Here is a 20,994-nt window from a genome sequence, read left to right on the forward strand (position 1 = left end):
AACCCAGGCCCAGGGGGCGCTTTCGGCCTGATGGTGTCCATCGGAAAAGGGTGGGGGCGCGCCCCGCCGCCGAGCGCTCCGACCCGAGATCCGGACCACTGGCCGACGGACCGCATCGAGGGCCGGCCGGTGGAGAACGACCGCTGACCTCCAGATGCGGCTCGGCGCGGTCCGCGTGGTGGGGCGTACAGCCCCGGCCGGGTCAGTCGCCGGAAGGTGTGCCGGCGTCGGAAAGCAGGGACAGGGGCTGGAGGGTTTCGGCCGCTGCCGTCGCCGCGTCTCTCGCGTGATCGCGAGCGACGGTGGCCAGGTCGGCGTCGCCCAGGCCATCGGCGAGGCGAGCTTGAGCGGACCAGTTGTACGAGCTGTCGGGTCGAAGCCCGATCCGCTCGCTGATGAGCACACGGGCCAGTTCGTGGCGCCCGGAGCTGAGTGCGGAGTCGAGAAGGGTCTTCTGCAGGGCATCGCGCTGCGCGTGACTGCCTCCGAACTCGTGCAGCCTACGGCGCAGGGGCCACAGCAGGTCCACGACGGTGTTGTGCTTCCCCTGCGCGTGCGCCACCAGCGCCTCACACGCGGGCAGGCCGATATCCGCGGTCATCCGGCGGTTGGTGATCGTGTCCGCACCCCCCTGGGCCATCCATCGCCGCCGGTCGTCGATGAGCCGCGTCGCCTCCCCGAACCGCCCGGCGCCGACGTAGGACATGACGGCGTGCACGTCGTTGAACGCGTAGAAGGGAGGATCGGCTCGCGAAGCCCACGCATCGGCCAACGCCTCCCAGCGGGCGGTGGGCTCCGCTCCCGCGAGTCGGATCCGCCACAACAGTGCCGCTGCGTCCAGCAGCTCCATGGCCAGCCCGGCCGACGCGTCGTTGTGCAGGGAGGCGTCGTAGACACTCAAGGCGGTGCCGGTATCTCCGGCCTCCAGCGCGTACAGGGCGTAGTGCCACCAGTTGTGGACGTGGAGGTAGTTGCCCCGCGCCCAGTTCTCGCGGCGGGCATCGAGGTAGCCGATGCCTTCGGACACGCGTCCCTGCATCTCATAGGTGTGGACCACGGCGTGAATCGCCCAAACGTCGCGAGGGTTCTGTTCGACCGCGGCAAGCCCCGTCTCCTCGGCCAGGCGGTAGTGACCTGACTCCTCCAGGCCGAACGCGTACATGCCCAGCACCAGGCCCCGGTGGGGATCACCGTCGTCCCAGGCCGAGAGGGCGCCACCGATGCGGTCGCGCAAGCGCACGGCGTCACCGGTGAAGAAGTCCAGCTGGTGCCCGACCGCCAGGGCGAGCGCGTCCGTCGGGCACACCAGGGACAGCTCCTCCAGCAGCCCGCCGGCCCGCCGCAGATCTCCGGCCAGCCATGCCCCTGCCGCGGCAACGTGCAGGCGGTCCCGCACGGGCAGGGACGAGACGTCAACGCCGGCCGCGTACCGGTCGAACCGCTGCCGTGCGGCGACGGCGTCGCCCGGCTCCGTCCCCAGCATCCCCAGATAGGCGGCGAAGGACTGGGCAACGGGCGAGGTCGGCCCACTGTTGAGAGCGTCGTCGACAGCCTGCTCCACCTCGGGGCTGAAGTGGAGCAGGTTCTCGACTGCTCGGTCCAGGTGTGCAGCCGTTTCCGGAGTGCACTCGTGCAGCGGGTTGCCGTACCGGTCTGTCACCATCGGAGATCACCTCGGCGCGCCTACGGGGTGGTATGAGAAGCGGGGCAGCGTGAACGCACCCCGACCGTCATCAAGCCACCACCGGTGCCTCCGGCGCCACCCCGACAAGCGCGACTCAGCCAAGTGCCATGATCCGCCCTTCCGTTCCACCGGTGGTCACCCACGACCTGCTGACAGTGTCCTGACGGCAGCAGGCCCTATGTCCGTGGGAACGGGCGCCCTCCGTTCCCTTCGTCCTAGTACGTCAGCCGCACCGCGGCCGTCCACGGTTCCGCGGGATTTTCACGGGATGGCGGACAGGGCGACTCGATCGCGACGGCACGCCCCTGTCGGCAGCCTACGAGACCCAGCACCGCGGAGGAGAAACGCGATTCCGGCGGTGCCGTGCGGGTAGACGGAGACGAAGCTGGTCGCCGTCACGTTGAGAGCGACCGCGGTGACGCCCGGCTCGGTGACCGGCAGGGCGACGGTGCCGCCTGCCGGGACCTTCGACTTGGGCACGCCGGTGCCGGTGCGGGTGTCCATGAGGCGCGTCGGGGTGACGGGCTGGTACGCGGAGCCCGCCGTGCTTTCGGTGTAGTAGCCGGCGACGGGTCCCTCCCAGCGATCAGGAGGTGAGGTGCTGTCACCGGCCGGCCGCGACGAGCAGCGGGACGAGCGTGCGGCCCTGCAGGGTCTGCCGGTACGCCCCGCGCCGCTCGGTGTGGACGCTGCGGCGGGCCAGGCACAGCTTCCCGGCGGGCACGCGGCACGTCGGGCAGGGAACACCGTACGCGCCATGCCGGTACAGGCGCTGCGTCTCGTACGCGGCATCCAGGACCGCGTCGGCGATCCGGTCGCCGGCCGCAGGCGCGCGGCGCGGCGTGAGGGTGGAGCTCATGGCAGGGCAATCTCCCGGGATCAGCAGAGGGCGGCGCCGTCACGTCGTACACCTGGCTGGGGCTCCGGCCCCGTAGCTATTCGCTCATCGGGGCAGGTGGGAGTCGGCGTGCACAACTCGACTGCAGTGAACCCTGTTCTACGGGATGGGTCTGACAACGAGGACGTCCTTGGCATCGTTCGGGGGTCTGACTCCGGGTCTGACTGACGTTTCGGCTGTCCGTCTGTTGAATTGTCAGCCGCCGTGCGATGCCACCGCGGGTGCTCGCGGGTGTGCGTGACCTCATAGGAGCCGGGCCACCACCCTCATCACTGTCTTGTCCGTCGGCCCGGCAGCACGCGCGACTACGGGCCAAGACCGGCTCTCCCCTCGTCGGCGCCGGGTCAGGTCTCCGCGAGACCGTTCCGGAGGCTGTCCGGGGGCCCGGCATCGGCGTCCGTCATGCGATTGTGTTCAGCGATGGGAAGTTTGTCACGCGTACCGACGGATCAGCGAAGCGCGCCACCAGCCGGCGCGGGTTCCTCAGGGCGGGTGGAGGCGTTGCCGCCGTCGTGGTGGGCGGCGCCGCTGGCGGGCCCGGCCTTTCGCCGGGACCGCCACGCCGGCTCCGCTCCGGAGCCGGACCCGTCTCACGTCGTCAGCGCTGCAGGGTCAGCAGACCTGGCCGGTACGGCCACAGGCCGTACTCGCCGCCGGAGTTGGGGTCGCGCCCCTGGTAGAGGAACCGCAGGTTGCAGGGATCGACGGTGAAGGTCTGATCGGCGCCGGCGCGGATCAGTTCACCATGGCTGATGTCGTTGGTCCAGGTGGCGCCGCTGTTGGCCTTGCCGGCGAAGGGGTTGCTCTCGGTCGCGGCCTGGGGTGTCCATGAGCCGTTCAGGCTGGTGGCCGTGAACGAGCGGAAGTACCGGCCCTGCGAGCCGATCGCCTCGACGAGCATGAGGTAGCGGTTCTGGCCCTGGAGCTTGTAGACCTGCGGGGCTTCGAACAGGTTGTTCGTCGTATCGCTCATGATCGTTGTGTAGGTCGAGCCGAAACTGCTCGGGAAGTTCCCGATTGGCATGCTGGCCCGGTAGATCTTGCCGTTGTCACCGGCGAAGAACAGGTACATGTTCGTGCCGTCAGCGATGAGCGTCTGGTCGATGGGGCCTGTTGTGGAGCCGGTGATGCTTCCGGAGAAGAGCACCTGCTGGGATGACCAGCCATTGGGGTTGGTGGGGTCGCTCGACGTCCGGTAGGAGAAGGCGCTCCCACCTCCCCACTGGTATGCGAGCACCCAGATGTTCTTCGGCGCGAAGTAGAAGAGCGTGGGCGCGACGACGGACGTCGACATCGTGTTCTGGCCGGCCGAGGCCATCTCCGACCAGTTGGTGAACGGGGTGAAGTTCATCGAACCCCAGCCCGTTCCCGTTCCCGTGGCGCCGTGCGTCGTCGCATAGACGAGATGCCTGCCGTTGTAGGGGGCGACGGTGAAGTCCTTGAGCGAGGCCCATCCCGCCTTGGGCTGCGCGAGCGCGCCCGTTGACGTCCAGCGATACGTCGACGGAAGATCGCACGTCGGGTTGGGGGTGCCGGCGCCGACCCGGACGAGCTGCCACTGCTGGTTGGTGCCGCCCCAGTCGTCGTACTGGACGATGTTCGCGTTGTCGGCGGTGGAGCCGCCCTGTACTTCGAGGGCCTTGTTGCTGTGGCGCGCGATGAACCTCACGTAGCCGTCCGAGCTGTCGGCCAGACTCCACTGCTGGTTGGTGGCGTTCAGGTCGGTCCACTGGACGATCGGGCCGCCGTTGGCGGTGGACCTGTTCTGGACGTCCAGCACCTTGCCGGAGTGGCGGGACTTGATGCGGTAGTTACCGCCGCCGGAGTCGACGAACTGCCACAGCTGCTGGTTCTGGTCGTTCCTGGTCCACTGGGTGATGCGGGCGCCGTCGTTGGTCGCCAGATTGTAGACGTCCAGGGCCTTGCCGCTGTTGCGGTTGACCAGCACGTACGAGGCGTTGGGGTCGACGGTCGCCGCGGCGGCGGGCGGGGCACTGAGGAGAGTGGCCCCGAGCAGCAAGGACGACAGGACCGCGAGTACGAGACTCAGGACCAGGGGTGGATGGCGAAACCGCATCAGAAGAGCTCCTTTGGGGGACGGAGGTGAGGTGACTCCGACGAACCGCGGACCGGCCGCGTCGGGGGGTCGGGGACGGAATAGGGGTGAAGGCGGCCGCACATGCCGAAGAGTTCGTGCTCCGGGCGTTCCAGGCGTGACACTGCGCCGTGGCCGAGGTGGGAGAGGTCTCCGGCCTTCAGCCGTTCCAGCTGACGGCCGGTCTCGACGGCCGCGGCCAGGGGGCCGTCACGCCAGCGGATATGCCAGTCGTCCAGGAGCGCGCTTTTCAGGCGGTGGGCCGCGATGTGGAACTCCTGCAGCCCGCGTTCGCGCAAGGCCAGGAAACCCTCGAGTGCCAGATCGCGGCGGCGGCGCGCTGCCGCGGAATGGTCGCCGGTCAGGGCGGCCGCCGTCTGGTAGGCGTGGGGATCGGCCAGCACAGGAGCAGGGAAGGTGAAGACGGCGTCGCCGGCCTCGGGGAGTCCGCTGTTCTGCATGAGCACCACGAGGCGCAGGCCGCCGTCGTTGACGAGGCGGTGGATCGTGCCGGGGGTGAACCAGACGACGTCGCCGGGGTGAAGCGGGGTGTCGGCGAAGCCGGAGGTGGTGAGGGTCTGGACGCTGCCCGTGCCGTCGACGACGACGTAGGCCTCGGAGCAGACGAGGTGCATGTGGGGTGTGCCGCCGCACAGCCCGTCGGCGGCCTCCCAGTCGTACACGGTCAACCCGGAGATCCCCACGCCGCCGGGGAGCGGGGTCACCACGGGTGTTCCGCGATATGGCGGGTCAGGCGCCCGGGGGTCCACACGCCGTTGGCCACGACGATCCGGTAGCGGCGCGACAGGGTGTCGCCCGGGGCCAGCGGCAGTTCCTTGTCGAACGCCAGAGACGGGTTGACGGCGGGGATGGGCTCACTGCGGACGAACCAGTGGCAGGGGGCGTCCGGATCGTCCAGGAACAGCAGCGTGGAGGAGCGGTCGACCTCGTCGTGCGTGCCGATGAAGGCCAACCAGTCGCCCTGCTCGCCCATCGCCGGGCCGATCACGTCGCCGCCTGTGAAGTCGCGCGGGCCGCGCCAGAACAGACCGGAGTATCCGGCGAGCTCTCTGCCCTGAGTGCCGGGGCTGCCGAACATCAGATCGGTGTCGTGGACGTTGGTCAGCGCGATGGTGACGTCCAGGGTCCAGGAGTCGGCCTCGACGTCGCGGGCGGTCAGCGTGCGGCGCTCGTCGATCCAGTGCTCCCCCGCCATCGTGTGCCAGGCCAGGTCCTCGGTGATGACGGCGCGGCCGTGGCCCGTTTCGGCGGATACGGCGAGGCTGCGCATCGTGCCGAGGTTGGGCAGGTCCACGTAGCCCTGGCCGCGCAGGTAGGTGCCGCCGCCCCAGAAGTTCTGCCCCGACACCCACGACGCCGTGATCTGGAGGCCCTTGTGCCAGCGGTGGTCGTGCGGCCGGTACCCCGTGACCACGTCGCCGGCGAGCGTGCGCACCGGATGCAGATAGGGCTTCGGTGCCTCGAAGGGGTCCATGACCGGCCGGTGCACGTACCGGAAGAGGTCGACGCCGCGAGCTCGGACGATCAGCGAGTCCTCGTTCTCGAGGAGTTCGAACGTCATCGGAACACCTCCGGGCGCCCTCCGTTGAGCGAGCCGTAGAACGGGTCGGCCGCGTCGATCTCCCCGCGCCGGACCGGCAGGCCGGTGATCGCGGCCTTGTACAAGGCAGTGACCAGTTCCATGGTGGATCTGCCGAGGTCGGGCCGGATCCCCGCCTCGTAGCCGTCCAGGAAGGCCGCAAGCTGGGCGGTGTGCGAGCTGGGCAGGTCGTCCGGCGGGTCCCACTTCACGCCGGACGACCTGGGAGTGAACGTCCAGTCCGCGTTGGAGTAGCCGTACAGATGCCGCAGCTCGACCGTGGCGTCGGTGAGATCGAACCGCAGGTAGCTCTCCTCGCGTGGGGAAAGGACGCTGTTGACGACCGTCGCGATGGCTCCGTTGTCGAACCGGACCAGGGCCGCGGACACGTCCTCGGTCTGGACGTCGCGCTCCAGGCGGCCGGCCATCGCGCGTACCTCGGCCCATTCGCCGAGCACCGCGAGCATCAGGTCCATCTGGTGGATGCCGTGGCCCAGCGTCGGGCCACCGCCCTCGCTCTGCCAGGTGCCGCGCCAGGGCACGTCGTAGTAGGCGTCGTCGCGGTACCACGCCGTGACGCACTGCGCGACCAGCGGACGGCCCAGCGTCCCGGCCGCGATCCGGTCGCGCAGGTACCGGGCCCCCGTGCCGTACCGGTGCTGGAACACCGCGCCCGCGACGGCGGGCCCCTCGGCGGCACGGATCCGGTCGAGCTCGGCCAGCGACAGCGCCACCGGCTTCTCACACCACACCCACGCCTCCGACTCCAGGCAGGCCACGGCCTGTTCGGCGTGCAGGAACGGCGGCGTGCACAGGTGTACGAGCTCCGGCCTCTGCTCCTGGAGCATCGTGTGCAGGTCGGTGTAGACCGCGGGAATGCCGTGTTCGGCCGCGAACGCCTCGGCGCGCGCGGCGTCCACGTCGACGGCTGCCACGATCACGGCCCGGTGCGCCTGCGCCCGGAGGGCGGGAACATGGCAGATGCCCGCGATCCCGCCCGTCCCGACGATCGCCGTTCTGATCATCCGCCCAGCACCTCCTTGATCGAGTGGTAGGCGGGCTTGGGCAGCAGGTTCTCGTCGTAGGGCAGCGCCGCGCCCTCACCGGGGAAGACGGAGGGGATCCACGAGTACTTGTCCGTGTAGTCCCAGATGGTGATGCCGACGCACTTCTCGACCGCCAGGCAGGCCTTGACGTAGTCGGCGTACCAGGTGGCCTGGGCGGCGAGCTTCTCCGGGGTCGCCGGGAGGTTCATCCGGATGTCGAGCTCGGTGACCGCGACCTCGACCCCGAGGTCGGCGAAGCGCTGCATGTTCTGCTGGACGTCGGCGGGGAAGCCGTACTGGAGCGCCAGATGGCCCTGGATGCCGAAGCCCTCCACCGGGACGCCGTCGGCCTTCAACTGCTTGATCAGGGTGTAATAGGCGTCGCTCTTGGGGCCGATCCAGTCGACGTTGTAGTCGTTGAGGTACAGCTTGGCGTGCCGGTCTGCCTCGTGGGCCCAGCGCAGGGCGTCGGCGATGTAGCCGGGGCCGAGCGTCTTGTAGAAGAGCGACTCCCGGTAGGCGCCGTCCTCGTTGAAGGCCTCGTTGACGACGTCCCAGTGGATCACCTGGCCCTTGAAGTGCCGGACCACCGTCTGTATGTGGTTCTTGAGGATGGCGCGCAGCTCGTCGGCGGTCCAGGTGCCCTCGGTGAGCCAGGCGGGGAGCTGGTTGTGCCAGAGGAGTGTGTGGCCGCGGACCTTCTGGTGGTGGGCCTTGGCGAAGGCGACGACCTCGTCGGCGGCGGTGAAGTCGAAGACGCCGCGCTGGGGCTCGGTGGCGTACCACTTCATGGCGTTGCCGGGGGTGGTCTGCCCGAACTCGCTGCCGAGGAGCTTCAGATAGGCGGCGTCGGTGAACTCGGGGTTGTCGGTGGCGGAGCCGAAGTACCTGTGGTGCTTCTTGGCCAGTTCGCCGAGCGTCCTTGGACGGGGCTCGGCGGCTGCGGGCGCGGCGGCGAGACCGGCCGCGAGGCAGACGGCGGCGGACAGAGCGATGAGATGCCGGGACATGGACATGACAGATTGCTCCTCGGGTGCTGGGCGGTTCAGTCGAGGACGATCGTGGTGAGCGCGCGCGGGGCGAGCTTCGCCGTGAGGGTCGTGCCGTGCGTGGAGACGATGTCGGTCGGGGTGATCGAGCGGGTCTCGTCGGTGACGTAGCCGTCGGGGTGCCGGTCGTGCCCGCCGCGAAGTGAGAACTCTGCGGAGCTTTCGGTGGTCGCGGTGTTGAGGATCTCGATCACGCGGGTGCCGTCGGTGTTGCGGAAGGCCGTGATCCGCAGTGCCGGGTCGGCGTGAGTGGCCGGCACGCGGACGGCGCCGGGGCGGATGAACCGGCTGAAGGCGGCAAGCGCCCAGTACCGCTTGGACACCCGGTAGTCGTCACCGGGGTTGGCGAGCTGGATGAGCCCTCGGGTCGCGCCGAGGGACGCGCCGGTCCAGTAGATGTAGGCGTTGGCGTTGCCGAGGGTCAGGGTGTTCTGGATGTCGGCCGCGACGGTGAGACCGTCGTAGCCGCTGCCGTCGTCCCAGTTCTCGTTCCAGGTGGAGCCGTCCGGCGACCATTCCGACATCCACACGTGCTTGTCGGCTGGCTGCGGGACCTCGGTCGGACCGCTGTAGCGGTGGCCGGTGATGGTCCGCACGGCCTTGCCGGCCGCGGGGTCCGCCTCGATGGCCTCGGTGTAGGCGACCTGCCGGTCCCAGCCCGCGGCGTCGCAGCAGACCACCCCGGTCTTCAGTCCGGACGCGCGAACGGTCGGCCCGAGCACCTTGAGGAAGTCGACGGCCTGCTGCGGGGTGAACCGCATCGAGGCGTAGGTCGCCGTCCAGTCGGGTTCGTTGGTGAACCCCAGGTCGGTGATCCTGATGCCTTCGTGCTGGTAGAACTTCGCATACTGGACGAGGTAGTTCGCGTAGGCCTGACGCCATTCGGGCCGTAGCTCGCCGCCGTCGTTCTCGCTGCCGTTGGTCTTCATGAAGGCCGGTGCGCTCCAGGCGTCGGCGAAGAACCGTTCGACGCCGTAGGCCTTGGCCTCCTTGGCGAGCCAGACCTGGCCGCCGTCCCAGCCGTCCCAGACGTACGTCGGCGTGGCGTCCGGCCCGCCGGGATCAGCCGGCAGGATCGTGGGCATGTGGTCGTAGACCCTGTCGGTCGACGACCCGATGCCCAGGCGCAGGATCGAAAGGCCCGCGCCCTTGTCCTTGCTGAGCAGCAGGTCGAGCACCTCGCGCTGCTTGGCAGGGCTGAGGCCGCGCGCGCCGTGCAGCAGGTCGGCCCGCTGGAAGGCCATCGAGAAGCCGAATCCGTCGATGGGCTGGAGTTCGGCGTGGAAGTCGATGGCGGGTCGCGCGGGGTCGGCCGCGGCTTGCGACGGTAACGCGAACATCAGTGCGAGTGCTAGTGCAGTCAGGCGTTTCACAAGGTCTCCTCGGGGGTGGAGGTCGCTCGGAAGGGGTCAGCCCTTGGTGGCGCCCGCGGTGAGGCCGCCGATCAGCTGGCGCTCGGCGACGGCGTAGAAGGCGAGGGCGGGGACCATGGCGAGCACGATGTAGGCGAGGACGAGCGCGTAGTCGGTCGAGTACTGGCCCTGGAACTGCTGGACGCCGACGGGGATCGTCTGCCACTTCGGGTCGTTGAACACCAGCAGCGGCAGGAAGAAGTTGTTCCAGCTGGCGACGATCGCCAGCACCGAGACCGTGCCGAGCGCCGGCCGCGCCATCGGCAGCAGGATCTTCCAGAAGAAGCGGAACTTGCCGCAGCCGTCCATGATGGCCGCCTCCTCGACCTCCGCCGGGATGGTCCGGAAGAAGCCGCGCAGAATGATGATCGTCATAGGGAGCCCGAAGGCGGCCTGCGGGAGGATCACTCCGAGCGGGTTGTCGAGCAGGTCGAAATTGCGCAGCAGCAGGAACAGCGGCAGGACGGCCACCGCGAACGGGAACATCAGCCCGATCGTGAACAGCGTGTAGAACAGCTCCCTGCCGCGGAAGGCGTAGCGGGCCAGTACGAACGCCGCCATTGCGGAGGCCGCCACCGTGCAGCACGTCGTGCCGATCGCGATGCCCGCGCTGTTGGCGATCTGCCGCCAGAACATTCCGTCGCCGAGAATGCCGGTGTAGTTGCCGGTCTTCCAGTGCTCCGGCAGCCCGAACGGATTGGTCGTCAGCTCCCCGGTGCTCTTGAACCCGGAGATCACCGCGTAGATCAGCGGCACGACGACGAACGCGGCGATCAGCCATACCACGGCGTGCAACGACAGGCCGCGTGCCGTCCTGCGGGCGTTCATCGGCCACCTCCCGTGGTGACGGCCCCGCTCAGGTCACGGCGGAGCACGTAACGCTGGTAGAAGAGGGAGAAGACCAGACTGATCATGAACAGCACCACGCTGATCGCACTGGCGTAGCCGACCTGGTAGCGCTTGAACCCGAACTGGAACATCGAGATCGCCATCGTCTCGGAGGAGTGGTTGGGCCCGCCCGCGGTCATGACCCAGACGAGGTCGAAGAGCTGGATGGCCCCGATGACCGAAAGGAAGACGCTGATCCGGATCGTCGGGCCGAGCAGCGGCAGCGTCACGTACCGGAAGCGCTGCCAGGCGCCGGCGCCGTCGATGGAGGCGGCGTCGAGGATCTCGCGCGGGATGCTCTGCAGTCCGGCGAGGAAGAGCATCATGTGGAAGCCGAAGTACTTCCAGGTCATGACCACGAACAGGGTCGGCATGACCGTCGAGGGTTCGGCGAGCCACTTGCCCTGCAGTCCCTCCAGGCCGAGGGCGCCGGCAAGGTGGTCGGCCATGCCGTCGCCGGGAAGGAAGATCATGGTGAAGAGGACCGCCGTGACCACCTCGGACAGGATGTACGGCGCGAAGAACAACATGCGGTAGACGGCCCGGCCGCGCAGCTTCTGGTTGAGCAGGACCGCGGTGAACAGCGCGAAGGGCAACTGCACCGTGATCGACAGGACGATCAGGTACAGCCCGCGCCCCATATCGCCGAGGAAGACCTGATCGGCGAACAGCTTGGCGTAGTTCTCGAGGCCGACGAAGTCGTCCATGGAGCCGATTCCGCCCCACTTGAAGAAGCTGGTGTGGACGGCGACGGCGATCGGGGCGAGGACGAAGACGAGGAAGAGGACCAGAGCCGGGACGAGGAACCACGCGATCGACGCCCAGCTTCCCAGCTCGCGCGGGAGCGACCGGGCCGGGGCGGGCGAGTGCACCCGTACGGCGTCCTTCGTCCGCTCCTCGGTCGGGCCCTCGGCCGGGTCCTTGGTCGGGTCCTCGGCCGGGTCCTTGGCCGGGTCCTTGGCCGGGTCCTTGGTCGGGTCCTCGGCCGGGTCCTTGGTCGGGGTAGCCACGGAGCTAGGCACCCTTCGCAGCCTCGGTGATCGACTGGGTGACCTGCTCGGGCGTCTTCTTGCCCGCGATGAGGTCGGCGACGCTGTCGTTGACCTCCTGGCCGACCGCCGGCGGGTAGGCCTGGTCGAGGAAGAGCTGGAAGCCCGTCGCCTTGACCAGGCTGTCGGCCACCACCTTCTTGTTGGCGTCGGTGAGTTGGCGCTCCGCCCCCTTGACCACCGGCAGGTAGCCGTTGGAGGCCAGCAGCTTGGACTCGTTCTCCAGAACGAAGAACTTCAGGAAGTCCAGCGCCTCCTTCGGGGCGCCCTTGCGCAGTGCGAAGCCGCCGCCACCGCCGAACACCTCGGTGACCTGGCCGACACCGCCGTCGACCGTCGGGAAGGGGAAGAAACCAAGGTCCGCTCCGAGGTCGGCCCCCGCGTCCTTCTGTACCGACGGTCCCCACTGGCCCATCAGCTCCATGGCGGCCTTGCCGTTGCCCATGGTCGCGGCCTGGCCTCCCGGGGTGGCGTATCCGGCGCCGAGGAAGGCCGCCTGGAACGGCTGGAGGTCGACCAGCTCCTTGAGGTGGGTGCCCGCCTGGACGAAGCCGGCGCCGGTGAAGTCCTTGCTGGTCGCGGCCTGCTGCAGCGTGGGGAGGCCCGCGACGCGCATCGCGAGGTAGGCCCAGTAGTAGTGGCCTGGCCACTTCTCCTTGCCCGCGAGGGCGATCGGAGTGACGCCCGCCGCCTTGAGCTTCTTGACGTCTTCGAGGAGCTCGGCCCAGGTGGCCGGCGGCGCGGTGATCCCGGCCTTGGCGAAGAGCTTCTTGTTGTACCAGAAGCCGACCATGCCGATGTCGTAGGGCACCCCGTAGGTCCGGCCCCCGAACTGATAGGCCTGCAGCGACACCGGGGTGAGGTCGGACGACCAGTCGAACGCGTCGGTGAGGTCCTCGACAAGACCCGCGTCGACCTGCTGCTGCAGCACGCCGCCGCCCCAGGTCTGGAAGACGTCGGGGAGCTTGCCCGAGGAGGTGGTGGCGGTCAGCTTGGACTTGAACGCCTCGTTCTCCAACGAGGTCGTCTCGATCCCGATGTTCGGGTGAGCGGCCGTGAACGCCGAGGAGATCTGCGGGAAGAGGGACTTGCCCGGTTCCGTCGTGGCGATGTTCCACCACTCGAACGTCACCTTGCCGTCGGCCGCCGGCTTGTCGCCGGAGTCGTCACCGCCGCAGGCCGCGGTCAGCGAGACGGACAGTGCGGTCAGGCCCGAGAGCGCCAGGAAGCGTCGTCGACTCGGGGGGGTGCTGGCCATGAGACCTCCGGGGTGGGGAAATGCCGTGTTCGCGCCCGAAAACATTTCGAAACACTCTCGAATTCTGTGCTGCCACAAACTAGGAACGCGGGGCTTCTCGGTCAAGACCTCTCGCCAACTTATCCAAAAACAACGGCTGTTCCAGGCTTGACAAGCAGGTCACGCCGACCTGAAACTCTTCGAAAAGTTTGCGGTACTTGTCGCCGGCCCCAGGCGTCCGCGCAGAGGAGAGAAGTTGAGCGAGCAGCGTCCGACCCTGGCCGTCATCGCCGCGGAGGCAGGGGTCTCCCAGGCCACCGTGTCCAAGGTGATCAACGGCCGCTCCGATGTCGCATCCTCGACACGCGAAAGGATCGAGACCCTGCTGCGGTCTCACAACTACCTCCAGCCCGGCCGGCAGGGCAGGGCCCGCAGGTCGGGCCTCGTCGACCTGATCATCGGCGGTCTGGACAGCGCTTGGGCGGTGGAGATACTGCGCGGCGTCGAGGCCGAGTGCGCCCAGCGGAGCGTCGGCACCGTCGTGTCGCTCGTCCCGCCGGGCGAGGCCACGCCGTCGAGCTGGGCCGCACTGCCGGTCCTGCACCACAGCGACGGCGTCATCCTCGTCACCGCCTCGGTCACCCAGGCCCAGCGCGCCCAGGTCGAACGGGCCGGGGTGGCGCTGGTCGTCATCGACCCGATCGACCTGCCGGGCAACGGGGTGCCGAGCATCGGCGCGACCAACTGGGCGGGCGGCCTCGCCGCCACCGAGCACCTGCTGGAGATGGGGCACCGCCGGATCGCCGCGATCGGCGGGCGCAAGGAGATGCTCTGCAGCCAGGCCCGCATCGACGGGTACCGGGCCGCGCTGGAGCGGGCCGGGATCGAGGTGGACCGCGACCTGATCCGGTTCGGCGACTTCCAGCACGAGGGTGGGTTCCAGCGCGCCCAGGAACTGCTCGCCCTCCCCGAGCCGCCGACCGCCATCTTCGCCGGTAGCGACCAGCAGGCGATGGGCGTCTACGAAGCCGCCCGGCAGGGCGGGCTGAGCATCCCGCAGGACCTCAGCGTGGTCGGCTTCGACGACCTGCCGATGTGCGAATGGCTGTCACCTCCGCTGACGACGGTGCGTCAGCCGCTGGAGGAGATGGGCCGACTCGCCGCCCGCACACTGTTCCAGCTTCTGGAGGACCAGCCCCTGGTCAGCCCCCGGATGGAGCTCTCGACCGAGCTCAAGGTCCGGCTCTCCACCGCCCCGCCTCGTCCCTAGGAGAACCCCTTGACCGAGCCCTGGCGTGACCCCCTCCTGCCCGCGTCCGTGCGAGTCGCCGATCTGCTGAGACGTATGACGCTGGAGGAGAAGGCAGGGCAACTCGCCGGCTTCTGGGCGTTGCCCTCGAATCCGGGAGCACCTGTCGCGCCGATGGAGGACGATTCCGGCGAGTCCGCGCCGGGCCTCGACGACATCGTCGCCCACGGGCTCGGCCAGCTCACCCGGGTGTACGGAACCGCGCCGATCACCGCGGAAGCCGGAATGGAGCGGCTCGCCTCGCTCCAGCGTCAGGTGACCGGATCCGGCCGGTTCGGGATCCCGGCGGTCGCTCACGAGGAGTGCCTGACCGGGTTCATGACGTTCGGGGCGACGGTCTTCCCCGGGCCGCTGGCCTGGGGTGCGTCCTTCGATCCCGGGCTCGTGCGACAGATGGCCGCCGCCATCGGCGCGGGGATGCGGCGGGTCGGCGTCCACCAAGGGCTGGCTCCGGTCCTCGACGTGGTCCGCGACTACCGGTGGGGCAGGACCGAGGAGTGCATCGGCGAGGATCCCTATCTCGTCGGAGCGATCGGCACCGCCTATGTGCAGGGCTTGGAAGGCGCCGGGGTCGTGGCGACGCTCAAGCACTTCGCCGGGTACTCGGCCTCGCGCGGCGGCCGGAACATGGCCCCCGTCGCCTCGGGGCCGCGCGAGTTCGCCGACGTGCTGGTCGAGCCCTTCGTACGGGCACTGCGCGAGGGAGGCGCCCGGTCGGTGATGAACAGCTACACCGACGTGGACGGCGTCCCGGTGGCCGCCGACGAACGGCTGCTGACCGAACTGCTCAGAGGTGAGCTCGGTTTCAGTGGTGTCGTCGTCGCCGACTACTACTCCGTCTCTTTCCTGGAGACCCGGCACGGCGTCACCGGATCGGCCGGCGCGGCCGGCGCGCTGGCGTTGGCCGCCGGCATCGATGTCGAGCTGCCCACGGCCCGCTGCTACGGCGAGCCGCTGACCGAGCTCGTGCGGTCGGGAAGCGTACCCGAGGAGCTCATCGACCGGGCCGCGGAACGGGTCCTGCTGCAGAAGGCCGAGCTCGGCCTCCTCGACCCCGACTGGGAACCCGTCAAACCCGAGCCGGTCGACCTCGACCCGCCGGAGAACCGGGCACTGGCCAGGCTCCTGGCCGAACGGTCCACCGTACTGCTCGCCAACGACGGCACGCTGCCGCTGCGGCCGTGCCGGGTCGCGATCAGCGGGCCGTACGCCGACGACCCCCAGTCCTTCCTCGGCTGCTACTCCTTCCCCAACCACGTCGCGCTGCCCGGCGACCTCGGCCTTGAGATCCCGACCCTCGGCGAGGCGCTCACCGCTGCCGGGTTCACCGTCACCGCGGACGATCCGGACGTGAACGTGCTGGTGCTCGGGGACCGGGCCGGCATGTTCGGCCGGGGCACCTCCGGAGAGGGCTGCGACGCCGAGACCCTCGACCTGCCCGGCGACCAGGCCGCACTCGCCTCCGCCGTTCTGGACTCCGGGGTGCCGACCGTCCTGGTCCTCATCTCCGGACGGCCGTACGCGCTCGGCTCGCTGGCCGAGCGCGCATCGGCCGTGTTGCAAGGCTTCTTCCCCGGCGAGGAGGGAGGGACGGCACTGGCCAGGATCATCAGCGGGGCCGCGGAACCGTCCGGGCGGCTGCCCGTCTCCATCCCCCGCCAGGTCGGCGGACAGCCTGGTACCTACCTGCACTCCAGGCTCGGCGGGCACACCGACTGGAGCTCGGTGGACCCGACCCCGCTGTTCCCCTTCGGGCACGGGCTGAGCTGGACCAGCTTCACCTGCTCGGAGCTCTCGGTGGATCCCGTCGCCGCGACGGACGGGGTCGTCGCCGTTTCGGTCACCGTACGCAACGTCGGAGAGGTGGCCGGGACCGAGGTGGTCCAGCTGTACCTCTCGGACCCCGAGGCGTCCGTCGTCCGGCCGCAGCGGTGGCTCGCCGGATTCGGCAGGGTCGAGCTGCAGCCGGGCGCGGCCGCCCGGATCACCTTCTCCGTCCATGCCGACCGGACCTCTTTCACCGGGCTCGACCTGCGGAGGAGAGTGGAGCCGGGGGAGATCGGCGTGGCCGTCGGGCGGTCCAGCGGCGATCTTCCGCTCCAGGGCTCCTTCACTCTGGAGGGCCCCGTACGTCACCCGGCGGCCGACCGGGTGCTGTCCGTGCCGGTCGAGATCGTGCCGGTTCCATGACCACGTTGTGCGGTGATTCCGTGCTGCCCGGGTTCCGCCCCGTTTGTTGACCGCGCACGGCAGCCCGCTCGGCACCCGTCATGTCCACCGTCGACGGGCCTCGCTCTGCACTGGACCGACTCCGGCACCGCCGACCACAACTGGCTCCAGGTGGCGCCCCAGCCGACCGCGACGGATATCGGCGCCCCAGAGATACGAACTGAAGGAAAATACTCGTTTATTGCGGGATCTCTCTTCAGGAGCCGCCGATCAGATCGGGCGATCCTCATCGAAAGACTTTCGATAACCCTTGGGCAACCGAAAGCCGCCAACTAGCCTTCCCCGAGGGAAGGATGCTCGAAATTCTTTCGAAACTCTTGACTTGTTTCGGCGGGGTTTCCACACTGAATCCCGAGGCGGTGTCGCCCCTCTGCCCAAGTGCCGGATACCAGCCTTGGATTCGTTACGCCCTGCTGGTGAGCGTCCTTTGTCAATGGACGCCGGCGTCGCTCACGCGGATTCATTCTGCCGCGCTCAAATCCTTCCGTGATTCCCATCCTGGAGGCTCAGTCATGCGCTCACATGCCATTCCCCCACCCACCGTCCGCCGGAAGATCGGCGGCCTGTGTGCGGCGCTGATCGTCGGCGTCCTCGGTTCGGCCGCCGTGCTGGTGGCACCGCTGACCTCACACGCCGCCGAGAGCACGCTCGGCGGCGCGGCGGCGCAGAGCGGCCGCTACTTCGGGACCGCCATCGCCTCGGGCCGGCTCAACGACTCGACGTACACGACGATCGCGGGCCGCGAGTTCAACTCGGTGACGGCCGAGAACGAGATGAAGATCGACGCCACCGAACCCCAGCAGGGCCAGTTCAACTTCACCGCCGGTGACCGCGTCTACAACTGGGCGGTGCAGAACGGCAAGCAGGTGCGGGGCCACACCCTGGCCTGGCACTCCCAGCAGCCCGGCTGGATGCAGAACCTCAGCGGCAGCGCGCTGCGCCAGGCGATGACCAACCACATCAACGGCGTGATGGGGCACTACAAGGGCAAGATCGCCCAGTGGGACGTCGTGAACGAGGCCTTCGCCGACGGCACCTCCGGAGCCCGGCGCGACTCCAACCTGCAGCGCACCGGTAACGACTGGATCGAGGTCGCCTTCCGTACCGCGCGCGCCGCCGACCCGGCCGCCAAGCTCTGCTACAACGACTACAACGTCGAGAACTGGACCTGGGCCAAGACCCAGGCCATGTACGCCATGGTCCGAGACTTCAAGCAGCGCGGCGTGCCGATCGACTGCGTCGGCTTCCAGTCGCACTTCAACAGCGACAGTCCGTACAACAGCAACTTCCGCACCACCCTGCAGAGCTTCGCCGCGCTCGGCGTCGATGTGGCCGTCACCGAACTCGACATCCAGGGCGCCTCGGCCACGACCTACGCCAACGTGACCAACGACTGCCTGGCCGTCCCGCGCTGCCTCGGCATCACCGTCTGGGGTGTGCGCGACACCGACTCCTGGCGACCGGAGCACTCGCCGCTGCTGTTCAACGGCGACGGCAGCAAGAAGCCCGCCTACACGTCCGTCCTCAACGCACTCAACGCCGCCTCCCCTACCCCCACTCCGACCCCCTCGCCCGGTTCCGGACAGATCAAGGGCGTCGGTTCAGGCCGCTGCCTGGACGTGCCCGGCGCCAGCACCACCGACGGCACCCAGGTCAACCTGTGGGACTGCAATGGCCGCACCAACCAGCAGTGGACCTACACCGCTGGAGGTGAGCTCAGGGTCTACGGCGACAAGTGCCTGGACGCCGCCGGCACCGGCAACGGCACCAAAGTCCAGATATACAGCTGCTGGGGCGGCGACAACCAGAAATGGCGCCTCAACTCCGACGGATCCATCGTCGGCGTCCAGTCCGGCCTCTGCCTTGACGCCGCCGCCAACGGCACCGCCAACGGCACCCTGATCCAGCTCTACTCCTGCTGGAACGGCAGCAACCAACGCTGGACCCGCACCTGACCTGCCACAGCGAAGGGGTGAACCGATGCAACAACGGCTGCACGCCCCAGGGCCCGCGCGAGCCCGCTCCGGGCAGCCGGACGCACATCACCACCACCTACGCCAGCTGCCGTGCCGGGTACCCGGTCCAATCGGCCGCGTTCGACGGAGGCCACATACCCGGTCCGGTCGACGGCTCCCCCGGCGAGAGTGGAGGTTCTTCGCACAGTTCCAGTGACACGCCCGCACCATGGAGTGGAGCCAGGATGATCCTGGCTCCACTTCGTCGTCGTCCACCTCAGGCGACGTCAGAACCAGTTGAGGGTGAGCGGAAAGGCGGTGCCGGCAGAGGCTCCGGTCGTGTCTGCGGCGGTGACGGTGATCTGAACGGTCCCCGAGCCCCACGGCTTGCCGCTGATCCGACCCGTCGCGGCGTCCAGAGTCAGCCCCCAGGGCAGCCCGCTCGCGCTGTAGCGCAGCGGAGGCCTCCCCCCGGTCGCGGTGAGCTGGATCGTGCAGCTCTGGTTGAACTTGCATGTCTGCGGGCCGGGGTTGGCGACCTTGAGGTCCCCGGTGGGCGGCGGCGTGGTGCCGTCGCAGCCGGGTGCAGCCTCCGCGGGCAGCGCCACACGCCAGATCTGGTTGTCGTTCTCGGAACCCACCAGGAGCGTGGCGCAGTCGGCGTACGTCACGATCTCGCCCTGGGGCTGGGCGGGCAGCGCCACGTCGGCCAGCTTGGCTCCGGTCGCCGCGTCGTACACCGAGGCCGTGTTCGCCCCTAGGGGTCCGCCGCTCCGCAGGGTGTAGGACTTTCCGGTTGGCGAGAAGGCACCGTCGGTGGCGAAGACGGGTCCGGGTCGCACCGGGGTGAGGGTGTTGAGCTGTCCGGGCTGGAGCGGCAGCGGCGCCTTGTAGAGCTGGCCGGGGGCGCCGATGAGCTTGCTGGCGACGTACAACTGCCCGGTCGTGGGGTCGGCGAGGAGCGATTCGGCGTCGTGACGGCCGTCGGAGTAGGCGAAGCGGTAGGTGACGGGTGTGACGGTGGCGCCCGCGAGGGTGTCGGGTTCGGGGAAGGCGTGGACGGTGAGCTCGGCGCGGCCGCTGAAGTTGTCGCCGATGTCGCCGACGAGGATCACCGGCCGGCCGGCCGTGTCCCTGCCCACGGCGAGCCCCTCCCAGTCCGTGTTGGAGGTGCCGGCGACGGTGAGGGTGGCTTTGAGCTGTCCGGTGGGTCCGCTGCAGTCGACCGCGAACACCTGGTTGCTGTTGCCGCTGTCGTTGACGGCGTAGAAGACGCCGGGGTGGCGCGTACTCATGGCGAGCCCGCTGATCTCCGCCAGGCCTGCGGGCAGGGTGCACGTACGCTCCGGGGCCGAGGGCACCGAGAGCACCGCGGGCCGCCCGGCCTTCCCGGGTGCGGATGCGGATGCGGATGCGGGTGCGGTTGCGGATGCGACTGCGGCTGCGGCTTGCGGTATCGGCCAGAGCAGGACGAGGCTCGCGGCGGCCGCCGCGGCGCGTGGGGGTGCGAGGAGTCGGGACATGCGCACAATGTGGCGTCGACAGCCGCAGTTCCCAAGCGTCGGACAGCTGCGCGTTGAGCATGGACCGATGCCGGGCGGGCATGGCGCGCCCAACGCAACTCCCATGGTCGGACAGGGGAATCAGCGACTGGGCTCGCGGACGGGCGAGTTGTGCCGAGCGTGTGCGAGGAAGGCCCGCGCAGCACGGCTCAGGGGGCGTCTGGCGTGCACGATTCCCACGGGCCGGAGCAGCGGCGGTGTGAAGGAGCGGACCTCGGCGCGGCGGCCGAAGGCCCGTAAGACGACGTCCCGGTACCAGATGAGCGAGCCCCGGCCGTCGATCACTCCGGTCACCCAGGCCAACCGTTCGTTGACCTCCAGCGTGGGCACGGGCCGTACCCCCAGACTGCTGAACATCGCCTCCAGCTCCGTACGGCGGCCCGTGCCCGGCGCCGGCAGCACCATGTCGAGACCGTCGAGCATCCGGAAGGGCAGCGGGTCGGGCAGCTGGGAGCCGAGCGGCGAGATCAGGACGACCTCCCGCTCCTGAATGTGGTGCGCCGACAGCTCCTTGTCCACCGGCAGGTCGACGAGCCCCAACTCGGCGGTTCCGTCGACGAGTTCCTGCACAAGAACCTCCCGGCTGTCGTGCTGGTGCAGGCGTACGTCAACGCCGGGGCTGCGCTCGGTGAAGGCCGGTACGAGATCGACGGCGAGGTCGAGCGCCAGGGTCGGCGTGGCCACGACGTGCAGGGTGGCACGGGTGTTCTGCCCGTGCGGGGCTCCGACGTCCTCGATCGCCTCCACCGCGTCGAGTACCGTACGGGCGAGCCGGACCACGCGGGTGCCTTCGGGCGTGAGGTCCACGCCGCGCCCGCGCCGGGCGAGCAGCTCCACTCCGAGGTCGCGCTCCATGGCCTGAACGGCCCGGGAGAGGGCTGACTGGGCGACGAACACCGAAGCCGCCGCGCCGGTGATGGAGCGGCAGTCCGCGACGGCGACGAGGTATCGAAGCTGCGCGAGTGTGGGGGTCATGACCGG

At 69.2% G+C, this 20,994-nt stretch carries 17 protein-coding genes and 1 pseudogene; 4 read left to right on the forward strand and 14 right to left on the reverse strand.

From position 1 onward, the window contains the following. Nucleotides 1-202: 202 nt before the first annotated feature. The 12 genes from ACZ4VI_RS00760 to ACZ4VI_RS00815 form a co-directional block, all read right to left on the reverse strand. Nucleotides 203-1,663 (reverse strand): tetratricopeptide repeat protein, encoded by a 1,461-nt coding sequence (locus ACZ4VI_RS00760; protein ID WP_467995363.1) that lies wholly within the window; start codon nt 1,661-1,663, stop codon nt 203-205. 282 nt (nt 1,664-1,945) lie between these two features. Beyond that, a complete protein-coding gene (locus tag ACZ4VI_RS00765; protein WP_467995365.1) occupies nt 1,946-2,188 on the reverse strand; it encodes a hypothetical protein in 243 nt (80 codons plus the stop codon). A 100-nt stretch (nt 2,189-2,288) separates the two neighbouring features. Continuing rightward, nucleotides 2,289-2,543 carry a zinc finger domain-containing protein gene (locus tag ACZ4VI_RS00770; protein ID WP_467995367.1) on the reverse strand — a complete coding sequence of 85 codons (255 nt, stop codon included), beginning with the start codon at nt 2,541-2,543 and terminating at the stop codon, nt 2,289-2,291. Between the two features lie 637 nt (nt 2,544-3,180). Continuing rightward, complete coding sequence (locus tag ACZ4VI_RS00775; RefSeq protein WP_467995369.1) at nt 3,181-4,659, reverse strand: non-reducing end alpha-L-arabinofuranosidase family hydrolase; 1,479 nt, start codon at nt 4,657-4,659, stop codon at nt 3,181-3,183. After that, nucleotides 4,659-5,402, reverse strand: coding sequence for a cupin domain-containing protein (locus ACZ4VI_RS00780; RefSeq protein ID WP_467996248.1), 744 nt, complete (start codon nt 5,400-5,402; stop codon nt 4,659-4,661). Before ACZ4VI_RS00780 ends, ACZ4VI_RS00775 begins: the two co-directional genes overlap by 1 nt. Then, the gene (locus ACZ4VI_RS00785) at nt 5,399-6,259 is read right to left on the reverse strand and encodes a DUF6807 domain-containing protein (protein ID WP_467995371.1); all 861 of its coding nucleotides are present in this window, start codon (nt 6,257-6,259) and stop codon (nt 5,399-5,401) included. The genes ACZ4VI_RS00780 and ACZ4VI_RS00785 overlap by 4 nt, the downstream gene beginning before the upstream one ends. Further along, nucleotides 6,256-7,302 carry a Gfo/Idh/MocA family protein gene (locus tag ACZ4VI_RS00790; RefSeq protein WP_467995373.1) on the reverse strand — a complete coding sequence of 349 codons (1,047 nt, stop codon included), beginning with the start codon at nt 7,300-7,302 and terminating at the stop codon, nt 6,256-6,258. The genes ACZ4VI_RS00785 and ACZ4VI_RS00790 overlap by 4 nt, the downstream gene beginning before the upstream one ends. Further along, nucleotides 7,299-8,339 (reverse strand): endo-1,4-beta-xylanase, encoded by a 1,041-nt coding sequence (locus ACZ4VI_RS00795; RefSeq protein ID WP_467995375.1) that lies wholly within the window; start codon nt 8,337-8,339, stop codon nt 7,299-7,301. The genes ACZ4VI_RS00790 and ACZ4VI_RS00795 overlap by 4 nt, the downstream gene beginning before the upstream one ends. Before the next feature lie 29 nt (nt 8,340-8,368). Further along, complete coding sequence (locus tag ACZ4VI_RS00800) at nt 8,369-9,712, reverse strand: glycoside hydrolase family 30 protein (protein WP_467995377.1); 1,344 nt, start codon at nt 9,710-9,712, stop codon at nt 8,369-8,371. A gap of 69 nt (nt 9,713-9,781) precedes the next feature. Beyond that, complete coding sequence (locus ACZ4VI_RS00805; protein WP_450260187.1) at nt 9,782-10,612, reverse strand: carbohydrate ABC transporter permease; 831 nt, start codon at nt 10,610-10,612, stop codon at nt 9,782-9,784. Beyond that, nucleotides 10,609-11,505 carry a carbohydrate ABC transporter permease gene (locus ACZ4VI_RS00810; RefSeq protein ID WP_467996250.1) on the reverse strand — a complete coding sequence of 299 codons (897 nt, stop codon included), beginning with the start codon at nt 11,503-11,505 and terminating at the stop codon, nt 10,609-10,611. Before ACZ4VI_RS00810 ends, ACZ4VI_RS00805 begins: the two co-directional genes overlap by 4 nt. Nucleotides 11,506-11,686: 181 nt before the next feature. Next, a complete protein-coding gene (locus ACZ4VI_RS00815) occupies nt 11,687-12,979 on the reverse strand; it encodes an extracellular solute-binding protein (protein ID WP_467995380.1) in 1,293 nt (430 codons plus the stop codon). A 235-nt stretch (nt 12,980-13,214) separates the two neighbouring features. Here ACZ4VI_RS00815 and ACZ4VI_RS00820 point away from each other — a divergent pair, with 235 nt between their 5' ends. The 4 genes and pseudogenes from ACZ4VI_RS00820 to ACZ4VI_RS00835 form a co-directional block, all read left to right on the forward strand. Then, nucleotides 13,215-14,228, forward strand: coding sequence for a LacI family DNA-binding transcriptional regulator (locus tag ACZ4VI_RS00820; protein WP_467995381.1), 1,014 nt, complete (start codon nt 13,215-13,217; stop codon nt 14,226-14,228). A gap of 9 nt (nt 14,229-14,237) precedes the next feature. Beyond that, nucleotides 14,238-16,457 carry a glycoside hydrolase family 3 N-terminal domain-containing protein gene (locus ACZ4VI_RS00825; protein WP_467995383.1) on the forward strand — a complete coding sequence of 740 codons (2,220 nt, stop codon included), beginning with the start codon at nt 14,238-14,240 and terminating at the stop codon, nt 16,455-16,457. A 551-nt stretch (nt 16,458-17,008) separates the two neighbouring features. Beyond that, on the forward strand, nt 17,009-18,451 hold the full coding sequence (locus ACZ4VI_RS00830; RefSeq protein ID WP_467995385.1) for an endo-1,4-beta-xylanase: 1,443 nt from the start codon (nt 17,009-17,011) through the stop codon (nt 18,449-18,451). Nucleotides 18,452-18,480: 29 nt separating this feature from the next. Then, nucleotides 18,481-18,669, forward strand: a pseudogene (locus ACZ4VI_RS00835) (RICIN domain-containing protein); the annotation flags it as partial. Nucleotides 18,670-18,738: 69 nt separating this feature from the next. Here the strand turns inward: ACZ4VI_RS00835 and ACZ4VI_RS00840 are convergent. Then, on the reverse strand, nt 18,739-19,974 hold the full coding sequence (locus ACZ4VI_RS00840; RefSeq protein WP_467995387.1) for a putative Ig domain-containing protein: 1,236 nt from the start codon (nt 19,972-19,974) through the stop codon (nt 18,739-18,741). A gap of 120 nt (nt 19,975-20,094) precedes the next feature. Then, nucleotides 20,095-20,988, reverse strand: coding sequence for a LysR family transcriptional regulator (locus tag ACZ4VI_RS00845; RefSeq protein WP_467995389.1), 894 nt, complete (start codon nt 20,986-20,988; stop codon nt 20,095-20,097). Nucleotides 20,989-20,994 lie beyond the last annotated feature (6 nt).

Source organism: Streptomyces sp. NPDC029169 (assembly GCF_055563935.1).